Consider the following 20,121-nt stretch of genomic DNA (forward strand, 5'->3'; position numbering starts at 1 on the left):
TCATGGATACCCTCACACTGATTTTTACCGCGCTGGGCTCGGTGCTATTGCTGCTCTTTTTGGTGATGAAAGCCCGCCTGCATGCCTTTGTGGCGCTGATGATCGTCTCGATCGGGGCCGGGATCTTCTCGGGCATGCCGGTCGATAAAATTGCCGATACCATGCAAAAAGGCATGGGCGGCACGCTGGGCTTTCTGGCGGTGGTGGTAGCGCTGGGCGCCATGTTTGGCAAAATCTTGCATGAAACCGGCGCACTGGATCAGATCGCGGTAAAACTGCTCGACCATTTTGGCGAGCGCCGCGCCAATGTCGCTCTTGGGATTGCCGGCCTGATCTGTACCCTGCCGCTATTCTTTGATGTCGCGATTGTGTTGCTGATCGGCGTCGTCTTTGCCGTAGCACGACGCACAGGCGGGAATGTGGTCAAACTGGCGATTCCTCTCTTTGCCGGTGTCGCCGCCTCAGCCGCCTTCCTTTTACCTGGCCCCACGGCCATGCTGGTGGCCTCGCAAATGAAAGCCGACTTTGGCTGGATGATCTTGCTGGGCTTGGCAGCCGCCATTCCGGGCATGCTGCTGGCCGGGCCGCTGTATGGCAACTTCATTAGCCGCCATGTCACGCTAACGATTCCCGCCGATGTCAGCGAGCCAAGTCTGGGCAAAGGCCAGCTGCCATCATTCGGGTTTAGTGTGGCGCTGGTGTTGTTCCCCTTGCTGTTGGTCGGCCTGAAAACGATTGTGGCGCGTTTTGTACCCGCCGATGGTCAGCTGTATGCATGGCTGCAACTGATTGGCCACCCCTTCACCGCCATCCTCGCCGCCTGCTTGCTGGCCATTTACGGTCTAGCTCTGCGCAGAGGTATGAGCCGGGAAAAAGTCATGGAAGTCTGCAGCGCGGCGTTGCAGCCCGCCGGGATTATCCTGCTGGTGACCGGTGCCGGTGGCGTGTTCAAGCAAGTGCTGGTTGATTCAGGCGTCGGCCCCGCGCTGGGCAACGCCCTAATCGGCGCGGGCTTGCCGATCGCCATCGCCTGCTTTGTGCTGGCTGCTGCGGTGCGCGTCATTCAAGGCTCCGCCACCGTCGCCTGCCTCACAACTGTGGGCTTGGTGCTGCCAGTGATTGAACTGGCCGGTTTTAGCGGCGCCCAACTGGCCGCGCTCTCGATTTGTATTGCCGGCGGCTCGATTGTACTCAGCCACGTTAATGATTCGGGCTTCTGGTTATTTGGTAAATTCACCGGCGCCAATGAAGTCCAAACCCTCAAAACCTGGACGGTGATGGAAACCATACTGGGCAGCACAGGTGCGCTGGTGGGGATGGTGGCGTTTAGCGTGCTTTGAGAGTCAGATTGATTGCTGCAAAAAAACCGCCCAACAGGGCGGTTTTTTATTGGGCGTCTGCCAAGTTAGGCTTGGGCCGCCATTTTGCGACGACGCGCAGCCAGTAGGCCCACCAGTCCCAGCCCCATCAGCGCATAAGTTTCTGGCTCTGGAACGGGGGCAACGGCCGGGCGTAGCGCAACATTCAGACGGCCAGTCGCGCCGTAGCCTGCGTTCAATTCGACTTGATACTGCAGTTCTTGCTTGGCTTTTACATCCAACACAAACTGTGCAACCCAATTACCTTGTTGATTTTTTGAAAAAAAGGCATTTTGCCAAACACCTTGGACTGCCGCCTTACTTAACATCGCCCCAAATGAACCATTGGCTTGGGTCAGAGTAACATCGAGGATATATTGCCCGGCTTTGCTGAACTTCACTGGTGCAGTCACGTTATCTGTTCTTGATGCGCCGTAGCTGATCTGCAGGCCTTTCTGTAAATCTAACGGCGTGCCTTGCATTTCAATCACGGCAGCCTGTGTGGACAATGAAGCTACTAGCAGCGTGCTAGCCAATAAAGCTTGGAATTTCACGAATTTACCCTTTGGTTGGATTGGCCCGACTGGCGCGCCCGAAATCACAAAGGCGGCAATGCTAATTGCATTACACCACCGAAACAAACAGTAAACTCTAATATTCCGCACCATTTATCGGTTCATCTGCCCATGAAATAAAAAAGCCCCGCAATTGCGGGGCTACAGCCAAGCAGAAGACTAATTAGGCTTTCATTTTGCGGCGGCGAGCAGCCAGCAGGCCAGCCAAACCCAGCCCCATCAGCGCATAAGTTTCTGGCTCTGGAACTGGTGCAACGTTCGCTTCAAATTGGCCATTCCATGTGCCTTTTGAAGTGAAGCCCAGATCGAAACGATATTGACCTGCTTTATCAGCCACAAAAGTCACTGATTTTGCAAAAGAATTTGCATTTACATTGCTTTCGCTGGCAGAAACAGAGATATCCGGGGTACCAACTTTAGTGAAGTTCCAGTTCACACCGAACAGCGAAGCAATTGAAGGCTGTGAAGCATTGCTTGGAGTCAGTGAAAAATTAAAGGTATAGGTACCCGCTTTGGCAATGTTGAAGAAACGAACACTAGATTCGCCGTAGTTATCCCAAGCACCTGGAGCAGTTACATTCACAACAGCGGCATTAGCAAAGGTGGCAACCAAAGCCATGGCAGCAGCAACAGCGATTTGTTTAACTTGCATGAGAAAGATCTCCATTAGTAAATGATTAATTGCTAAATATTTGATTTACCACAACTTTTTCTTCTTGGTCGCATTTAACCATTCGGCATTTCTTATGTCAATAGACAGAAACAGTAAGTTTTATGAACATTCAATGAACGCGGTACCTGACGACTACCCCAAAGTACAATTGAATTTTTTTTGCAGTAAAATTTGCTGTAATTGAGCCAATTGATTTAATTCCAGACCACGCCATTCAGCCAAGATGGCCGCAAACTGCATGAGCTGTGCCGGTTCGTTGCGCTCTGGTGGTGGGCCGGCGAGCCAGCTGGGGGGGATGTCGGGGGCGTCGGTTTCGAGCACGATGTGCTCAAGCGGTAAAGTTTGGGCAAGGCGCCGGATGCGTTGGGAGCCGCTGTAGGTCATGGCGCCACCAAAACCGAGGGCAAAACCCAGTTTGATAAATTCATACGCTTGCTGCTCGCTGCCGTTAAAGGCATGGGCGATGCCGCCCTTTACTCGCCATTTGCGCAGGTATTTCAGCACCTGATCCTGGCTGCGGCGGATATGCACGATCACCGGTAAATCGAAATCGCGCGCCAGTTTCAGCTGAGCTTCAAAGAAGGCAATTTGCCGGTTGGCATCGAGCCCCGGCACAAAAAAATCCAGCCCGATTTCCCCGACCGCAATCGCCTCACCCTGCGCTAGCTGCGCACGCAGTAAATCTAGGTGCTCATCCCGATGGGTATTGATATAGATTGGATGTAGCCCATAGGCGATCCACGCACCATACTGCACTTGCATCTGTCGCGTGCTGGCAAAGGTGGCGGCGCTAACGGCAGGTACGATCCATTGCTTCACCCCGGCCGCGCGCGAGCGGGCCACCACGGCATCGCGGTCGGCATCAAATTCGGGGGCATCCAAATGACAGTGACTGTCAATGAAACTAATTGGCATCGCATCACTCATAGTTAAGTTTGGCGCTTGGCGCCTTATACTGATGACAGTATTGAATATTCGCTAACAGGGTAAGGAAACGATATGGCATTTTTACTTGAACTGTGGGTCGGCTACCCTTTGTGGGTGTGGCTCATGTTCTTTGGCTTGGTGATTGGCCTGCTGGCCTTTGATCTGGGCGTATTACACAAAGATCAGCACGAAATCTCCGTGAGCGAAAGCCTGAAGCTTTCGGCATTTTACATCGCGATGGGCCTGGCGTTTGGCGCTTGGCTGTGGTGGTACAAAGGCGCGACGGCGGGGATGGAATACATCACCGGCTATCTGATCGAGAAATCCCTCTCGATGGATAATGTATTTGTGATTGCACTGATCTTTACCAGCCTGGGCGTACCGCGCATGTATCAGCATCGCGTGCTGTTCTGGGGCATTTTGGGGGTGATCGTGATGCGCGCCATTATGATCGGCCTGGGTGCCGTGCTGGTGGCGAAATATCAGGCCGTGTTGGTGCTGTTTGGTGCCTTCCTGATCTTCACCGGTATCAAAATGCTGATGAGTGATGATGAACACGGCAAGCTGGAAGACAATAAATTCTACCAGTGGCTGCGCAGCCATATGCGCTTCACCCCTACGCTGCATGGCGAGAAATTCTGGGTACGCGGCGAGGCGCATGGCCTCACGCCGGGCTGGTGGGCCACCCCGCTGTTCCTGACCCTGATTCTGGTAGAAACCGCCGATCTGGTGTTTGCGGTGGATAGTATCCCAGCCATTTTCGCGATTACTCAAGATCCGTTTATTGTCTACACCTCGAATATCTTCGCGATTCTAGGTTTGCGCGCGCTGTATTTCGCGCTGGCGGCGATGGTGCATCGCTTCCACTATCTGAAATACGCGCTCTCGGTGGTGCTGGTATTTATCGGTGTGAAAGTCGGCTTGGTGTATTTCAATCACGAAGGCCTGATCGACTTCAAGATTCCAACCGCCGTATCACTGGGCGTGACTTTTGGCTTGCTGCTGGCGGGCGTGCTCTATTCGCTGTGGAAAACCCGCGGCGAGGCGATTCCAGAGCAGTCTTCACATTAAGCATCGCGCGACTTCAACAAAAACCCCGCTTCGGCGGGGTTTTTGTTGGTCGCCAGCTTGATACCCCAACCATGTATCATCCTAAACACCATATTAATTGATGCTTACTGAGCAATACCCTTATCACGCACCAGCCATGAATGAATCGCCGCAATCACAATCAGCACTGCGGCCACGCCACCAGTTACCGCCTCGGGAATATGCCAGCGCGCAGCCAGCAACATCACCGCCGCCAAAGCCCCAATCGCCCAGAAAGCGCCATGCTCCAGATATTTAAATGCTGTCAGCGTGCCTTTTTCAACCAGCATTAAAGTAAAGCTACGTACAAACATCGCGCCAATGCCCAGGCCAATGGCAATCAGAAAGATATTTTTGGTTAGCGCAAAGGCGCCCAGCACCCCATCAAACGAGAACGAAGCATCCAAAATCTCGAGATAGATAAAGCCGCCAATCCCGGTTTTGGCCGCAGCGCCAGCATCGCCAATCAGATCACCCAGCCCATCCACCAACACATACACCAGCACACCCCAGATACCGGCCTGCAAAAAGCGCAGCGCCTCGGCCACCGGCAAATGGTTGGCCAAGAGCAGCAGCACCAGCAAAGCCACCAATACCGAGGCCATTTCCAGCTTGCCCAAATGCGCCAACAGCTGCTCAATCGGCTTAAACCAATGGGTGTCTTTTTCGTAATCGAGAAAGAAATTTAAAAACACCAGCAGCAAAAAAGCCCCGCCAAATGCGGTTACTTCGATATGTGCCGAAGTCAGAATCGCCGCATAACGCTCAGGCTGCAGCAGGGCCATGCTGAGCACATCGCTAGCCGGCCAGTGCCCGCTGCTAAAGTATTCATACAGCGATACGGGCCCGGGCAGCGGCCAAAGCCCGGCAATCACCGCCACAATCACCAGCGGAAACACCACCCGCATGCCAAACACGGCAATCAGCATGCCCCAGAGCAAAAAGCGCCGCCGCCATTTTTCATCCCAATGCCGCAGCACTGAGGCATTCACCACCGCGTTGTCAAAACTCAGGCTGGTTTCCAGCAAAGCCAGATTAAATGCAATCCACAAACCGCCCCAGCCACCGATCAGCGCCGCCAGGCCCAGCCCCAGCAAAGTCACCATAAACGAAGAAGAAAAATACCGCATGCGCTGTCCATCCTAAAGTCAGCCGTCATTATGCCGCATTTGCCCCCTGCCCCGCCGGCCGGCGCAGGGGGCCAATCTCTGCGCCAGATCAGAATTGCTGTCACGAAAGTGGCAAAGCGCTTGGTCGGCTGGGGTAGAGGCTCTATACTCTGCGGTATTGTTCGCGCGGCCCGCTCGCCGGCCGCCTCATTCAACTCTCGGAGCCTAGCATGAGCAACCCGTATCTCGCCCTCGTTCAAGCCCACCACGAATTGCTGCAAAAAGCCGACGCGCCTTTGTTTGCCGATCTGAGCACCCTGGGTAGCGCTGCCCAAGCAGTGGCCACAGATGCGCCAGTCGCCATGATTTTTGCCCCGCACCCCGATGACGAATGCATTATCGGCGCGCTGCCACTGCGCCTGGGCCGTGAAGCGGGCTTTAAAGTGTATAACGTGGCCGTTACCCAAGGCTCGAATCTGAAACGCCAGCCTGAGCGCTGGGCCGAGCTGAAAAATGCTTGCGATTATCTGGGCTGGGGCCTGCTGGAAACTATTCCGGGTGGTCTGATGAGCGTCACCACCAAAACCCGCAGCGAAGATCCTGCCGCTTGGGCCGAAAAAGTCGCCGTGGTGGCCGCAATCATTCGCCAGCATCAACCGCAAGTGGTGGTATGCCCGCACGACAATGACTACCACTCAGCCCATATCGGCACTCACTATCTGGTGGTGGATGCGTTGAAAGCCGCCAACCATAGCTGTGTACTGGTACAAAGCGAATTCTGGCGCCAGATGGAAGCGCCTAATGCGCTGATCGCGACCAATCAGCAAGATACTGCCGATCTGATCGCCGCACTGGCTTGCCACGTGGAAGAAGTCCGTCGCAATCCATACCACCTGCGTCTGCCGGGCTGGATGGCCGACAATGTTCGCCGTGGCGCCGAAGTCTGTGGTGGCCAAGGTGCGGCGGCGCCAACCTTCTCGTTTGGCACGATTTATCACATTGGCCGCTTTGATGGTCAGGCCGTGGTGCCGACTAGCCAGAAATTCACCATCAGCGAAAGCGATAACATCAAGGCGGTACTGGCCTAAGCGCCACCCTTGCACGGCACGCAACGCCCAAGCCAGCTGGCCCACCAGCTGGCTTTTTTTCGTCCAGCGAAAGCTGAAGACAATAAATCGCCCCTACTGATCCGAACTGCACCGCCACATCTGATACCAAACTGAACGTTGATACCAAAACCGCGAAAGCAGATACTAAGACCCTAAATCGCTCTACTAGGGGTTTCCCGTATGCTTAGCCGAAAAATCGCCTTACTGGCGGCCGTAGTCGCCACCACTGCCGTAGCCAGCCTGGCCTCGCAATGGGTGGTGCCGCCAACACTGGGGTCGCATAGCTGGTTTGATCATGCCCGTAGCGTGCCGCAAGTGGCCTGCTGGCCGGATGAAAGTGCCCAGGCGTGCTGGCGCCGGGCGGAACATCGCGCTCATTAAACGCCAGGCGCACAATGCAGTGCCCCCGCACTCAGCGCAAGGCGGCTTATTCTGTCTGCGGCAGCTGCATGCCGGGCTGATACACCGTCAGCGCCAGTGGCTTGCGCAGCAAGGCGCGAATCTGTTTGGCCATATCCAGATCATAAGCGGGGTATGGTGCTGAAAGTAGCTCATCCAATTGATCCTGGCTTGATACTTCACCCAGGTATACCCACTGATCCAAGACCTGCCATACCGGCGCCCAGCTCGGGCCTTCGGCCAGCAAAATCGGCCCGTCATACGGCCACGGCGTAACTTTGTGTTTGGCCAGCGCGGCCAGCAAACGGGCATTATGCAGGCTCACCGGTTCGCGCCCCACACAGCCGCCACGGCAATCACCGGTGCTTAATGCCGAGCACGGGCTAACTTCATTGCCTTTGCGCGCTTTTTCCAGCCCCAACAGCTGTCGGCACAAACCCTGCCCTTTGGCGATGCGATTGAGGATATTTTGCGCCTCGCGTGCACCGCGAAACGGGCCAAACAGCTCGCCATGCGGGCTGCGCAATTCGCCCAGCGTGATTAGCTGGGGCTGCAGCGGCGCCTCTGGCTGAGCTGGATTGAGCGTGAGCGACCACACCACCTGCGTTTGATCGGCTTTTTGCCGCGCGCCGGGATTAAAGCGGGGCTTTAGCTCGCGCAATAAGCGCTGTTCGCGCAGGCTAGCGCCCAGCTCGCCGCTGGTTTCGATCCAATCGATCCGCTGCAAGGCCGCCGCCAGCTGGGCGGCCTGCCCATCGGTGGCTTTCTTGCCAAAATGCTGCAAAATCCGCCGGCGCAGATTACTCGCCGCGCCAACATACAGCGGCACATCGTTGGCGCCATAAAACAGATACACGCCGGCGGTATCGGGCAGATCATCCACCTGGCTTTCGTCCAGCTGCGACGGCAAGGCCGGCGGGCGAATCAGCTCATCAATCGCCTGCTGCACCCGTGCCGCGCCCAGCTCGGCCACTGCCGCACTTAAAAACTGCTGCACCAGCTCGGCATCGGTCAGCGCTCGATGGCGCTCGCCGTTGTATTGCAGGCCGTGGCGGGTAATCAGCGCATCCAGGCTGTGCTTGAATTCATCGGGGTAAAGCTTGCGCGAGAGCTGCACGGTGCACAGCACTTTGGCCCGAAACAGCAGCCCCAGGCGCTGAAACTCATTGCGCAAAAAGGTGTAGTCAAAGCGGGCATTGTGGGCGACAAAAATCCGCCCCTGCAGCTTGGCCAACAGATCGCTCGCCACCGCCGCAAAGCGGGGCGCATCGCGCACCATGGCATCATCAATCCCGGTGAGCTGCTGAATAAACTGGGGTATAGGCTGCTCAGGGTTTACCAATGAGCTCCAGCGCTCAATACCCCCATCGGTATCGAGCTGCAGGAGCCCAATTTCGGTAATGCGATCGACCGCCGGCTTGGCGCCAGTGGTTTCCAGATCCAGCAGCACCAGCGGGGCCGGATAAATCGGGTGAGACATGCGACGTTCCATCCAGCATGGCGGGCCACGCGGCCAGCCAGCGGCCTTTAATCTTTAACGAAACGGAAACACTGGTGAATCCGCTTGTTGCGGAAATCTTCCGGCACCGATTGCGCCGTTAGATTTTCACAGCGGCCGACAAACATGGGGTCCAACTCGAAACTGCGCAGATTATTCGAGAAATACAGCACCCCCTTGGGCGCCAATAGCGACAGACACGCTTCGATCAAAAAGGCGTGATCGCGCTGCACATCCAGCACGCCCAGCATTTTTTTCGAGTTGGAAAAGCTCGGCGGGTCCATCACGATCAGATCATAGCGCTGCGGGCTGCAGGTGGCTTCGCGCAAGAACTCGAACACATCGGCGCGCACGCGTTGATGCACGGCCGGGTCCATGCCGTTCAGGGCAAAATTGCGCCCGGCCCAATCCAGATAAGTATTGGATAAATCCACCGTGGTGGTGCTCGCCGCACCACCCGCCGCCGCGTAAACACTAAAGGCGCCGGTATAGCTAAAGAGATTTAAAAAGCGTTTCCCCGCGGCTTCACCCATGACGCGTTTGCGCGTATTGCGGTGATCAAGAAACAGGCCGGTATCCAGATAGGCTTCGAGATTTACCTCGAATTTAAGGCCGTTTTCTTCCACCACAAAAAACTCGCCTGCGTCTTCCTGCTTTTCGTACTGGGTGAGGCCTTTCATCCGTTTACGGATTTTCAATGCCACATGTTCCAGCGGCACTTCCAGCACTTCGGCAGTGGCGGCGTGGATCTGGTCGATCCAGGTTGAATAATCTTCGTCGCTCTCGACCCAGCCGGTATCGTATTCCTGCAGGTGCACGCGATCGCCATACACATCCACAATCATCGGAAACTCAGGCACATCGCGATCATAAATGCGATAGCACTGCAGCCCTTGCCGGCGGGCCCATTTGCCCCAATGGCGAGCATTTTTGTTTAAACGATTACGATAACTGGCGAGATCCATGATGGTATGTGCACTGCAAACTATATAAGGCCGCAGTTTAACAGCTGCCCGCGTGCACTGGCGGGGAAAATGCAACAGCCCGGGCTAGCCGGGCTGTTTCGCTGCGCAAATCGGCCTTTAGGCCGTGGGCTCATCCGCCATCGACACCGGCTGCACCAGCCCGGCCGCCAGCTTGGCGCGATCGCGCGCCACATCGGTATCCGAACCTGCCGCCAGCGCCACGCCCATGCGGCGGCGCTCGAAGGCTTCGGGCTTACCAAACAGGCGCAAATCGCTGCGCGGTACCGCCAGCGCTGCTGCCACCCCATCAAAGGCGATGCCGCTTTCATCCATCCGGCCATAAATCACGGCGCTGGCCGCTGGCTCGCGTTGGCCCACATCCACCGGCAAGCCCAAAATCGCGCGGGCATGCAGCTCGAACTCGGAAAAATACTGGCTCATCAAGGTTACGAGGCCAGTATCATGCGGACGTGGGCTCACTTCCGAGAACCAAACTTCATCGCCTTTCACAAACAGCTCAACCCCAAACAAACCGCGGCCGCCCAGCGCGGTGGTGATTTTGCGCGCCATCTCTTGCGCACGCTGCAGGGCCAGCGGATTCATGCGCTGTGGCTGCCAGCTTTCGACATAATCACCCTTCACCTGCACATGGCCGACCGGCGCGCAGAATGAAGTCAGGATGTCGTTGTCTTCGCCTTGCGAGCGCACGGTGAGCAGGGTGATTTCATATTCAAAATCGATAAAGCCTTCCACAATCACTCGTCCGTGATCCACGCGGCTACCGGCTTGCGCGTATTGCCAAGCCGTCTCAACATCGGCGGCCGATTTAAGCAGCGATTGACCTTTGCCCGACGAAGACATTACCGGTTTGACCAGGCACGGAAACCCAATCTCGGCACACGCGGCTTGCAACTCGGTCAGTGAGCTCGCGAAGCGATAAGGTGAGGTGGCCAAGCCCAGCTCTTCTGCCGCCAGCCGGCGAATGCCTTCGCGGTTCATGGTGAGCTGTGTGGCCCGCGCAGTCGGGATAACCGTCGCCAAGCCATCCGCCTCAATGCGTACCAGTTCATCAGTGGCGATCGCCTCGATTTCCGGCACGATCAGATGCGGACGCTCGGCTTCCACCAGCGCGCGCAAAGCTTGAGCGTCGCTCATATCAATGACATGGCTGCGATGGGCGACTTGCATGCCCGGCGCATTGGGATAGCGATCCACACCGATCACTTCGACCCCGAGGCGCTGCAGCGCGATAATGACTTCTTTGCCTAGCTCACCGCAGCCCAGCAACATCACTTTGACGGCCGACGGGCTCAATGGCGTACCGATACGCATAGCGTTTTTCCTTATTCCAGCGACAATAAGGGCCACCCGCAGGCAGCCCAGTCGATATTCAATTCAGATTACTGCCCGACTTTGAGGCCATGCAAAAGGCGCATAAACACCGGGTCAGGCACATATTGTTTCACCACACTTTCCCAGCCCTGCGGGCCTACCAGGCCCTTGACCATGGTCGAGCTGATTTCCGCGATCTCGCGCGGTGGCATTAAAAAGATAGTATCAATGTGCGGCGCCAAATCGGCATTGACGTAACGCATTTTCCGCTCGAATTCGTAATCGGCCGCTTCGCGAATACCGCGCAAAATAAATTGCGCGCCCTGCTCGCGGGCATAATCCACCAAAAAACGATTCTGAAATACCTCGACCCGCAGATTGGCAATCCCATTGGTGGTTTCACGCAACATCGACAGGCGCTCTTCGAGGCTGAAGGTGTATTTTTTGTCGGGATTTTCACCAATCGCGACGATCATTTCATCAAATAATTGCACCCCACGTTCAATCATCCACAAATGACCCTTGGTCACTGGATCGAAACTGCCGGCATAAACGCCTACGCGCATTGCAAAATCTCCGCGAAATTCAGCCAACACTATACCACCAGCCCACATTAATTTAAGATGAGCCGCATAGATTCACATGCAAAGGGGAGCGTGCATCGTGTTAAAAAAACTCATTATTGCGGCAAGTCTGGCCTTGGCTAGCGGCGCTCAAGCCGATATCAATATTGGCCAGTCTGTACCCACCACCGGGATCGCCGGCGAGACCGGCAAGGCCTTGGCACTGGGTGCTTCAATTTACTTTAACCAGGTAAATGGCCGTGGCGGCGTCAATGGCGAACAGATTAATCATCTGGTCCGCGATGATGGGGATGATCCGAAACGCACTTTGCAAAACACCCAAGATTTCATCGACAAAGAAAATGCCGTAGCGCTGATTTCCTACCACGGCACTGATAATGTCAATGCACTGATAAAAGCCAAAACCCTAGAAAACGCCGGGATTCCTTTGGTGGGTGTACACAGCGGGGCCGAGTTTTTGCGCAGCCCTGGCAGCCCGTATTTATTTCACACGCGCGCCGGCTTTAATCAGGAAGCCGAGCGGATTGTGAAGCTCTTGACCGAAAACCTGGGGATTACCAAGTTTGGCGTACTGGCGCAAAAAGATGGTTTTGGTGAATCAGGCGTAGCCGCACTGAAAGCGGCGCTGGCCAAAAAACAGCTGAAACTGCAAGCCGAAGCCTGGTATGACCGCGCCAGTGGCGACACCAGCAAAGCGGCCAAAGATCTGGCCAAAGTTAATCCCGAAGTGGTGATTCTGGTGGCTCACACCAAGCCAGCGGCCACCTTTGTGGAAAACTACAAAAACAACGGCGGCACCTCGCAGCTGTACGCCTTCTCGGCCGTGCAGTTTGAAGACATCAGTAAACAGATTGGTAAGCGAACGGCTCACGGCCTCGGCATCAGCCAAGTGCTGCCCTATCCTTACAACACCCGTGCCCGCATCGTGCAAGAATTTCAGGATGATGTGTACGCCGAGCTAGGTTCGGGGATGTCGGGTAAGAAAGAATCGCTGGCCGCGATTTCTAAATACCCAAGCTATGCGATGCTGGAAGGCTATATTTCCGCCCGGATTATCGTGGAAGCACTGAAACGCGCCGGCAAATCACCGACACGAACAGCCGTTTACAATGCGCTGGGCTCGCTCAATCGCTATGATCTGGGTGGCTTTGTGGTCGATTACACCGGCAACAAACGCAATGGCTCTAATTTTGGCGAGCTGACCATGATTTCACCGACGGGTGCACTCACCCGCTAACGCCACGCGCTCAACAAAAAGGCCATTCTTTCGAATGGCCTTTTTTCTTGCCGGTGGGTAGATACCCACCAGCTGTATTGCCCTGCAACGTATTAAATAAAATACCCGCAGGACAATACCCCATCAAGAAGCGAAGAAATCTTTTACCTTATCCATAAAAGATTTGGCGCGCGGATTGTGTTTATCCGAATCACCCTGGCTGATTTCTTCAAACTCTTTGAGCAGCTCTTTCTGGCGGCCGGTTAGTTTCACTGGGGTTTCCACCACCACGTGGCACATCAAATCGCCGGTAATCGCACTGCGCACGCCTTTGATCCCTTTGCCACGCAGACGGAATACTTGCCCGGTTTGCGTTTCGGCCGGAATGGTGATGCGCGCTTTGCCCGACAGCGTCGGGATTTCGATCTCGCCGCCTAGCGCTGCGCAGGCAAAACTGATCGGCATTTCGCAATGTAGATCGTTGCCTTCGCGCTCGAATACCGCGTGCTGCTTGATGTGCGTAACGACATACAGATCACCCGGTGGCCCGCCATTCACACCCGGCTCGCCCTCGCCCGACAGGCGAATGCGATCGCCCTCGTCCACCCCGGCCGGGATTTTCACCGCCAGCGTTTTGTGGGTGGAAACGCGACCCGTGCCGTTACATTTACGGCATGGATCCGGAATGTATTTACCCGTGCCATGACACGTTGGGCAGGTTTGCTGCAGGCTAAAGAAGCCTTGCGCCACCCGTACCTGGCCGTGGCCATTACACGTGTGGCAGGTTTTGGCCTCGGTACCTGGCTTGGCGCCCGTGCCGTGACAGCTATCACACTCTTCGTGCGATGGAATCTTGATCTGCTTTTCTACCCCACGCGCCGCTTCTTCCAGCGTGATTTCCATGTTGTAGCGCAGATCAGCGCCGCGGTAGACATTACTGCGACCGCCACGACCACCACCGAAAATATCGCCAAAAATGTCAGCGAAATCGCCAAAGCCACCGCCGCCAAAGCCGCCACCGCCCATGCCGGCCTGTGGGTCGACCCCGGCGTGGCCGTACTGATCGTAGGCCGCCCGTTTCTGGCTATCAGAGAGAATCTCGTAGGCTTCTTTGGCTTCCTTGAATTTCTCTTCGGCATCTTTGCTGTCCGGATTGCGGTCCGGGTGGTATTTCATCGCCAGCTTGCGGTATGCCTTTTTGATTTCATCATCCGAGGCGTCACGATTTACGCCCAGGATGTCATAAAAATCTTTCTTTGCCATGCTGTTCACCTAAAGAAACAAAAAGGCACAGCCCGGCACCTGCGTGCCGGTTCTGTGCCCCTGAGCGGTTAATTACTTGTCTTTCACTTCGGTGAATTCGGCATCAACCACGTTGCCGTCGTCTTTGCTATCGCCCGCGGCTTGTGCGCCTTCGGCACCGGCTTGCGCACCTGCTTGCTCAGCGTACATTTTCTCGGCGACTTTGTGGCTGGCTTTCATCAGCGCTTCGGTTTTCGCTTCGATGTCCGCTTTGTCGTCACCTTTTACCACGCCTTCCAGCGCAGTAATGGCGGCTTCGATTTCCACTTTTTCGTCAGCAGTCACTTTATCGCCAGCTTCAGACAGCATTTTCTTCACTTGGTGAATCATGCCTTCACCTGCATTGCGGGCTTGCACCAGCTCAGCCAGTTTTTTGTCTTCTTCCGCGTTCAGCTCGGCGTCTTTCACCATGGCCTGAATTTCAGCTTCAGACAGGCCTGAAGAAGCCTGAATGGTGATCTTCGCTTCTTTGCCCGATGCTTTGTCTTTCGCGCTCACGTGCAAAATACCGTTGGCATCGATGTCGAAAGTCACTTCAATCTGTGGCACACCACGTGGTGCTGGTGGAATATCGCCCAGGTTGAACTGACCCAGCGATTTATTCGCCGAGGCTTTTTCACGCTCACCTTGCAGCACGTGAATGGTCACGGCGCTCTGGTTGTCTTCTGCAGTCGAGAAGGTTTGTGACGCTTTAGTCGGGATCGTGGTGTTTTTCTGGATCAGCTTGGTCAGCACGCCACCCAGGGTTTCAATCCCCAGTGACAGCGGCGTCACGTCCAGCAGCAGTACGTCTTTACGATCACCGCCCAGTACCGCACCCTGAATCGCCGCACCCACTGCAACGGCTTCGTCTGGATTCACGTCACGACGTGGCTCTTTGCCGAAGAACTCTTTCACCGCGTCCATTACTTTTGGCATACGGGTTTGACCGCCGACCAAGATCACATCATCGATGTCGCTGGCTTTCAGGCCCGCATCTTTCAGGGCGATGCGGCATGGCTCGATCGAACGGGTGATCAGGTCTTCTACCAGAGATTCAAATTTGGCGCGGGTGATTTTCAGCACCAAGTGTTTTGGACCGGTGGCATCCATGGTCACGTATGGCAGATTGATTTCGGTCTGCGCGCTAGAAGACAGTTCGATCTTGGCTTTTTCGGCCGCTTCTTTCAGGCGTTGCAGCGCCATCACGTCGTTTTTCAGATCGATGCCTTGCTCTTTCTTGAACTCAGCAATGATGTAGTCGATCAGACGTTGGTCGAAGTCTTCACCACCGAGGAAAGTATCACCATTGGTGGCCAGTACTTCGAATTGTTTGTCGCCATCAACGTCAGCAATCTCGATGATCGACACGTCAAACGTACCACCGCCCAAGTCATAGACCGCGATCTTGCGATCGCCTTTTTCCATTTTGTCCATGCCGAATGCCAGCGCAGCAGCGGTTGGCTCGTTGATGATCCGTTTTACTTCCAGACCCGCGATACGGCCGGCGTCTTTGGTGGCTTGACGTTGGCTATCGTTAAAGTAGGCCGGCACGGTAATCACCGCTTCAGTCACTTCTTCGCCCAAGTAGTCTTCGGCGGTTTTTTTCATTTTGCGCAGCACTTCCGCAGAGATTTGCGGTGGTGCCATTTTTTTATCGCGCACAGAAACCCAAGCATCGCCGTTGTCGGCTTTGATGATTGAGAAAGGCATCAGATCGATGTCTTTTTGCACTTCTTTGTCTTCGAAGCGGCGACCGATCAGACGTTTTACCGCGTACAGCGTGTTTTTCGGGTTAGTTACCGCTTGGCGTTTGGCAGGTGCACCGACCAGAATCTCGCCATCTTCCTGATAAGCGATGATCGATGGCGTAGTGCGCGCGCCTTCGGCGTTTTCGATTACTTTGGTCTGGCCATTTTCGATTACGGCCACACAGCTGTTGGTTGTACCCAGGTCAATACCAATAATTTTGCCCATTTTTTCTTTCCTTCATCTCTAAACCCAGTGGCTTGATTCTGTTGTGATTAACGCCACCGGATGTTGTCAAATAACCATGTCTGCTAAGTGGGGATCAGCTGGCCCATTTCAAGAGCCTGATTGATGCAGTGCTTGGCCAAGTGGCCGGACTGCAGCCGCCGCCTTACTTCGCGGCAGCCACCACCACCATGGCAGGACGCAAAATGCGCCCAGCCAACTCATAACCTTTTTGCATGACCTGTACGACGGTATTGGCTTCTTCGTCGCTCGGTACCATTGAAATGGCCTGATGCTTGTTCGGATCGAGTTTTTCACCCATCGGGTTGATTTCAACCAGCTCGAATTTCTCGAACGCACTCGTTAGTGCTTTGGCGGTGAGATCCACACCCATTTTCAGGCCATCAAAGTTACCCGACTGATCCAGCAGCGCCATATCGATGGCGTCTTTCACACTGATGATCTCGCGGGCAAATTTTTCGATCGCGAATTTGCGGGCCTTGTCGTTTTCATCCAGCGCACGGCGGCGAGCGTTTTCCGCCTCGGCACGCACATACAGGATGTCCTGACGGGCTTTTTCTAGATCAGCCAGGGCTTGATTCAGCTGCTCTTCAATACTTGGGCTCGCATCAGCGGCAGTATTTTCAGTGGCAAGCTCGGGGTTTGCCGACTGCTCGGTTTGCTGCTCGGCTTGGTTTTCTGTGTTCACTTCTTGGCTCATGGTGACCTCCAACTACGAATGACAGCCAAGATTGGGATAAGCCATACCTTTTCAAGGGTTATTGAAGAAAAAAATCCGCCCCTGCCATCAGTCAGCTAAGTAATTCACCCGATATGTAGTAAATATTTTTCGACTACAATTTGTGTTGCATCGCAAAATTTGTTGCGATGCAAAAATTTCCTGCTTCAATCAATAACACAGCTTGCCGTATTGATCAGATCTGCCGTCTTCACCACAGGGAGCGCATCATGAGTACCGCCACTGACCGCATTGCAGCACTGGAACACGACTGGAAAACCAACCCACGCTGGGCCGGCATTCGCCGCCCATATTCAGCCGCCGATGTCGAGCGTCTGCGCGGTACTTTGCTGCAGGAGCACACCATTGCCCGCCATGGTGCAATGAAGCTGTGGCGCTTACTGCACGACACGCCCTATGTACACGCGCTGGGCGCCCTCACCGGCAATCAGGCCATGCAGCAAGTGAAAGCTGGGCTCAAGGCAATTTATCTCTCTGGCTGGCAGGTCGCGGCCGACGCCAATATCGCCGGCGAGATGTACCCTGATCAATCGCTGTATCCGGCCAATTCGGTGCCACAAGTGGTGCGCCGCATTAATCACACGCTGGCGCGGGCCGACCAGATTCACCATGCCGAGGGCGATGACAGCATTGATTGGTATGCCCCGATTGTGGCCGATGCCGAAGCTGGCTTTGGTGGTGTATTAAATGCCTTTGAGCTGATGAAAGGCATGATCGAAGCCGGTGCCGCCGGCGTGCATTTTGAAGACCAGCTGGCCAGCGTAAAAAAATGCGGGCATATGGGCGGCAAGGTGCTGGTACCAACCCGCGAGGCAGTGGAAAAACTGGTTGCTGCGCGGCTGGCTGCCGATGTGATGGGCGTACCGACCATCATCGTGGCGCGCACCGATGCTGAGGCCGCTGATTTGCTGACCAGCGACGTGGATGACAACGACAAACCCTTCTGCACCGGCGAGCGCACGGTTGAAGGCTTTTACAAAACCTACCCAGGGCTGGAGCAGGCGATTTCTCGTGGTCTCGCCTACGCCCCCTACGCCGATCTGATCTGGTGTGAAACCGGCAAACCCGACCTGGAATACGCCCGCCAGTTTGCGCAGGCCATTCACAGCAAATACCCGGGCAAGCTGCTGGCCTACAATTGCTCGCCTTCGTTTAACTGGAAGAAAAACCTCGACGACGCCACCATCGCCAAGTTTCAGCAGGAGCTCGGCGCGCTGGGGTATAAATTCCAATTCATTACCCTAGCGGGCTTTCATGCCCTCAACTACGGCATGTTCAATCTGGCCCACGGCTATGCCAGCACGGGCATGAGCGCCTTTGTCGAGCTGCAACAAGCCGAATTTGCCGCGGCAGAGCGTGGCTTTACCGCCGTGAAACACCAGCGCGAAGTGGGCACCGGCTACTTTGATCAGGTCACCCAGGTGATCCAGCAAGGTCAGTCTTCAACGACAGCGTTGAAAGGCTCGACCGAAGCCGAGCAGTTCCATTAATGGCCAACATCACTTTTGCTTGAGCCCTTGCACGTGCGCGCCACCTCGACCGCTCTGTATCAAGCCCCGAGCTTAGGGTTGCGCCACGTGTTTTTTCAACCCCGCTTACCGCGCCTGCGCTTGCCGCTGGCGCTGATGGGAGGCCCGCAGATGACGACCGCCACCGCAGACCGTATCCAGCTTATTGGCCAGCTCAGCCCCGAACATCGCCAGATTCTTAGTCCGGCAGCCCTTGATTTTCTGGCTGCCCTGCATCGTCAATTTGAACCGCGCCGCCAGGCCTTGCTACAGTCGCGCATCCAGCGCCAGCGCAAACTTGATGCCGGGGAAAAACCCGACTTCCTGCCAGCCACAGCGCACATCCGCCACGGCGAATGGAAGATCAACCCGCTACCGGAAGACCTGCAAGATCGCCGGGTAGAAATCACCGGCCCGGTCGAGCGCAAAATGATGATCAATGCGCTCAACTCCGGCGCGAAATGCTTTATGGCGGATTTTGAAGACTCGAATACGCCCACCTGGGAAAACCAGCTTGATGGGCAGGTGAATGTCTTTGATGCCTATCGCCGCAGCATCAGCTACACCAGCCCCGAGGGCAAGCATTACAGCCTGAATAAAGACATCGCCACCTTGATCATTCGCCCACGTGGCTGGCATCTGGAGGAAAAACACCTGCAGATTGATGGCGAGGTGATGTCAGGCTCGCTATTTGATTTCGGTCTCACCGTTTTTCATAACCTGCAATATCGGCTCAGCGTCGGCACTAGCTGCTATTTTTATCTGCCGAAAATGGAATCGCACCTTGAAGCCCGCTTGTGGAATGATGTGTTTAACTGGGCCGAGCGCGAGCTAAACGCTCCGCATGGCTGCATCAAGGCCACGGTGTTAATCGAAACGATTCTGGCGGCGTTCGAGATGGACGAAATCCTTTACGAATTACGCGAGCATTCGGCCGGCCTGAATGCCGGGCGCTGGGATTACATCTTTAGCTGCATTAAGAAATTCCGACTCGATCAGGATTTCTGCCTAGCCGAGCGCGGCAAGATCACCATGCTGGTGCCCTTTATGCGCGCCTATTCGCTGCTGCTACTGAAAACCTGCCATCAGCGCGGCGCACCCGCGATTGGCGGCATGTCGGCGTACATCCCGGTCAAAACCGACCCTGAGGCTAACGATAAAGCCATGGCGCAAGTGCAGGCCGATAAAGAGCGCGATGCTGGTGATGGCTATGATGGCGGCTGGGTGGCACACCCCGGGCTAGTACCTGTTGCAATGCAAGCGTGGAACAAGGCTTTGGGGCAATACCCCAATCAAATCCACCGCCAGCGCCCGGATATTCAGGTCAGCGCCGCCGACCTGCTGAATTTTCACCCTGAAGCCCCGATCACCGAGCAGGGCTTGCGCAATAACATCAGTGTGGGGGTGCAATATCTGGCCTCTTGGCTGGCCGGCATGGGCTGTGTGCCGATCCATAACCTGATGGAAGACGCAGCCACCGCCGAAATCAGCCGCTCGCAAATCTGGCAATGGATACGCTCACCCAAAGGCGTGCTGGAAGATGGACGCAAAGTGGACGTCGCACTTTTTAATGCCCTTCTGGAAGAAGAGGTCGCCAAGCTGGAGCAACAAAGCCGCTACAGCGCCACGCTGGCCGAGGCCGCCAAATTGTTTGGCGACATCACCACCAGCGAAGACTTTGTCGAGTTCCTCACTCTACCGGGCTACCGTCGGCTGGCGTAATCTCGCTCGCTCAGGTCCAAAAAAAGCCCCGCCATAGCGGGG

General features: G+C 55.5%; 16 protein-coding genes and 2 pseudogenes. 7 read left to right on the plus strand and 11 right to left on the minus strand.

Annotation, left to right across the window (positions count from 1 at the left end; genetic code table 11):
- Positions 1-2 precede the first annotated feature (2 nt).
- Positions 3-1,340, plus strand: coding sequence for a gluconate transporter (gntU, locus tag L991_RS09715; RefSeq protein WP_047394619.1), 1,338 nt, complete (start codon positions 3-5; stop codon positions 1,338-1,340).
- 65 nt (positions 1,341-1,405) lie between these two features.
- On the opposite strand, the pseudogene L991_RS18050 reads toward gntU, so the two are convergent.
- From L991_RS18050 to L991_RS09730, 3 genes and pseudogenes are all read right to left on the minus strand, one after another.
- Positions 1,406-1,504 (minus strand): annotated as a pseudogene (locus L991_RS18050) (PEP-CTERM sorting domain-containing protein); the annotation flags it as partial.
- Between the two features lie 592 nt (positions 1,505-2,096).
- Positions 2,097-2,189 (minus strand): annotated as a pseudogene (locus L991_RS18055) (PEP-CTERM sorting domain-containing protein); the annotation flags it as partial.
- Positions 2,190-2,738: 549 nt separating this feature from the next.
- Complete coding sequence (locus tag L991_RS09730; RefSeq protein ID WP_052190790.1) at positions 2,739-3,521, minus strand: TatD family hydrolase; 783 nt, start codon at positions 3,519-3,521, stop codon at positions 2,739-2,741.
- An 84-nt stretch (positions 3,522-3,605) separates the two neighbouring features.
- Here L991_RS09730 and L991_RS09735 point away from each other — a divergent pair, with 84 nt between their 5' ends.
- Entirely contained in the window at positions 3,606-4,604 is a 999-nt protein-coding gene (locus L991_RS09735) for a TerC family protein (RefSeq protein WP_047394631.1), read from the plus strand.
- A gap of 104 nt (positions 4,605-4,708) precedes the next feature.
- On the opposite strand, the gene L991_RS09740 is transcribed toward L991_RS09735, so the two are convergent.
- On the minus strand, positions 4,709-5,752 hold the full coding sequence (locus L991_RS09740) for a DUF475 domain-containing protein (RefSeq protein ID WP_047394634.1): 1,044 nt from the start codon (positions 5,750-5,752) through the stop codon (positions 4,709-4,711).
- Positions 5,753-5,961: 209 nt separating this feature from the next.
- On the opposite strand from L991_RS09740, the gene L991_RS09745 reads away from it, so the two are divergent.
- Both L991_RS09745 and L991_RS09750 read left to right on the plus strand, forming a co-directional pair.
- On the plus strand, positions 5,962-6,819 hold the full coding sequence (locus L991_RS09745) for a PIG-L deacetylase family protein (protein ID WP_052190788.1): 858 nt from the start codon (positions 5,962-5,964) through the stop codon (positions 6,817-6,819).
- 201 nt (positions 6,820-7,020) lie between these two features.
- Complete coding sequence (locus L991_RS09750; RefSeq protein WP_047394637.1) at positions 7,021-7,221, plus strand: hypothetical protein; 201 nt, start codon at positions 7,021-7,023, stop codon at positions 7,219-7,221.
- 46 nt (positions 7,222-7,267) lie between these two features.
- Here the strand turns inward: L991_RS09750 and L991_RS09755 are convergent, their stop codons facing one another.
- From L991_RS09755 to coaD, 4 genes are all read right to left on the minus strand, one after another.
- Positions 7,268-8,719: an exonuclease domain-containing protein gene (locus L991_RS09755; protein ID WP_047394640.1), complete on the minus strand. Its 1,452-nt coding sequence runs from the start codon at positions 8,717-8,719 to the stop codon at positions 7,268-7,270.
- A gap of 47 nt (positions 8,720-8,766) precedes the next feature.
- A complete protein-coding gene (locus L991_RS09760) occupies positions 8,767-9,705 on the minus strand; it encodes a class I SAM-dependent methyltransferase (protein WP_047394749.1) in 939 nt (312 codons plus the stop codon).
- A gap of 114 nt (positions 9,706-9,819) precedes the next feature.
- Entirely contained in the window at positions 9,820-11,034 is a 1,215-nt protein-coding gene (purT, locus tag L991_RS09765; RefSeq protein WP_047394642.1) for a formate-dependent phosphoribosylglycinamide formyltransferase, read from the minus strand.
- A 68-nt stretch (positions 11,035-11,102) separates the two neighbouring features.
- Entirely contained in the window at positions 11,103-11,600 is a 498-nt protein-coding gene (gene coaD, locus L991_RS09770; protein WP_028448481.1) for a pantetheine-phosphate adenylyltransferase, read from the minus strand.
- A gap of 97 nt (positions 11,601-11,697) precedes the next feature.
- On the opposite strand from coaD, the gene L991_RS09775 reads away from it, so the two are divergent.
- Positions 11,698-12,855 carry an ABC transporter substrate-binding protein gene (locus L991_RS09775; protein WP_051258634.1) on the plus strand — a complete coding sequence of 386 codons (1,158 nt, stop codon included), beginning with the start codon at positions 11,698-11,700 and terminating at the stop codon, positions 12,853-12,855.
- 123 nt (positions 12,856-12,978) lie between these two features.
- On the opposite strand, the gene dnaJ is transcribed toward L991_RS09775, so the two are convergent.
- The 3 genes from dnaJ to grpE form a co-directional block, all read right to left on the minus strand.
- Positions 12,979-14,097, minus strand: a complete 1,119-nt coding sequence (gene dnaJ / locus L991_RS09780; protein WP_028448479.1) for a molecular chaperone DnaJ — start codon at positions 14,095-14,097, stop codon at positions 12,979-12,981.
- A 72-nt stretch (positions 14,098-14,169) separates the two neighbouring features.
- The gene (gene dnaK / locus L991_RS09785; protein WP_028448478.1) at positions 14,170-16,092 is read right to left on the minus strand and encodes a molecular chaperone DnaK; all 1,923 of its coding nucleotides are present in this window, start codon (positions 16,090-16,092) and stop codon (positions 14,170-14,172) included.
- 163 nt (positions 16,093-16,255) lie between these two features.
- Positions 16,256-16,810: a nucleotide exchange factor GrpE gene (gene grpE / locus L991_RS09790; protein ID WP_047394645.1), complete on the minus strand. Its 555-nt coding sequence runs from the start codon at positions 16,808-16,810 to the stop codon at positions 16,256-16,258.
- Positions 16,811-17,058: 248 nt separating this feature from the next.
- Here grpE and aceA point away from each other — a divergent pair, with 248 nt between their 5' ends.
- A complete protein-coding gene (gene aceA, locus L991_RS09795) occupies positions 17,059-18,339 on the plus strand; it encodes an isocitrate lyase (protein WP_047394647.1) in 1,281 nt (426 codons plus the stop codon).
- 150 nt (positions 18,340-18,489) lie between these two features.
- Complete coding sequence (gene aceB, locus L991_RS09800; protein ID WP_047394752.1) at positions 18,490-20,079, plus strand: malate synthase A; 1,590 nt, start codon at positions 18,490-18,492, stop codon at positions 20,077-20,079.
- Positions 20,080-20,121: the final 42 nt, after the last annotated feature.

The sequence above is a fragment of the Chitinibacter sp. ZOR0017 genome (assembly GCF_000799095.1).
GTDB classification, from domain to species: Bacteria; Pseudomonadota; Gammaproteobacteria; order Burkholderiales; family Chitinibacteraceae; genus Chitinibacter; species Chitinibacter tainanensis.

Bases quoted from the DNA above. Each gene is read 5' to 3' on its own strand.
- gntU (WP_047394619.1), top strand. From the start codon at position 3: ATGGATACCCTCACACTGATTTTTACCGCGCTGGGCTCGGTGCTATTG.
- L991_RS09730 (WP_052190790.1), bottom strand. From the start codon at position 3,521: ATGCCAATTAGTTTCATTGACAGTCACTGTCATTTGGATGCCCCCGAA.
- L991_RS09735 (WP_047394631.1), top strand. From the start codon at position 3,606: ATGGCATTTTTACTTGAACTGTGGGTCGGCTACCCTTTGTGGGTGTGG.
- L991_RS09740 (WP_047394634.1), bottom strand. From the start codon at position 5,752: ATGCGGTATTTTTCTTCTTCGTTTATGGTGACTTTGCTGGGGCTGGGC.
- L991_RS09745 (WP_052190788.1), top strand. From the start codon at position 5,962: ATGAGCAACCCGTATCTCGCCCTCGTTCAAGCCCACCACGAATTGCTG.
- L991_RS09750 (WP_047394637.1), top strand. From the start codon at position 7,021: ATGCTTAGCCGAAAAATCGCCTTACTGGCGGCCGTAGTCGCCACCACT.
- L991_RS09755 (WP_047394640.1), bottom strand. From the start codon at position 8,719: ATGTCTCACCCGATTTATCCGGCCCCGCTGGTGCTGCTGGATCTGGAA.
- purT (WP_047394642.1), bottom strand. From the start codon at position 11,034: ATGCGTATCGGTACGCCATTGAGCCCGTCGGCCGTCAAAGTGATGTTG.
- coaD (WP_028448481.1), bottom strand. From the start codon at position 11,600: ATGCGCGTAGGCGTTTATGCCGGCAGTTTCGATCCAGTGACCAAGGGT.
- dnaJ (WP_028448479.1), bottom strand. From the start codon at position 14,097: ATGGCAAAGAAAGATTTTTATGACATCCTGGGCGTAAATCGTGACGCC.
- dnaK (WP_028448478.1), bottom strand. From the start codon at position 16,092: ATGGGCAAAATTATTGGTATTGACCTGGGTACAACCAACAGCTGTGTG.
- grpE (WP_047394645.1), bottom strand. From the start codon at position 16,810: ATGAGCCAAGAAGTGAACACAGAAAACCAAGCCGAGCAGCAAACCGAG.
- aceA (WP_047394647.1), top strand. From the start codon at position 17,059: ATGAGTACCGCCACTGACCGCATTGCAGCACTGGAACACGACTGGAAA.
- aceB (WP_047394752.1), top strand. From the start codon at position 18,490: ATGACGACCGCCACCGCAGACCGTATCCAGCTTATTGGCCAGCTCAGC.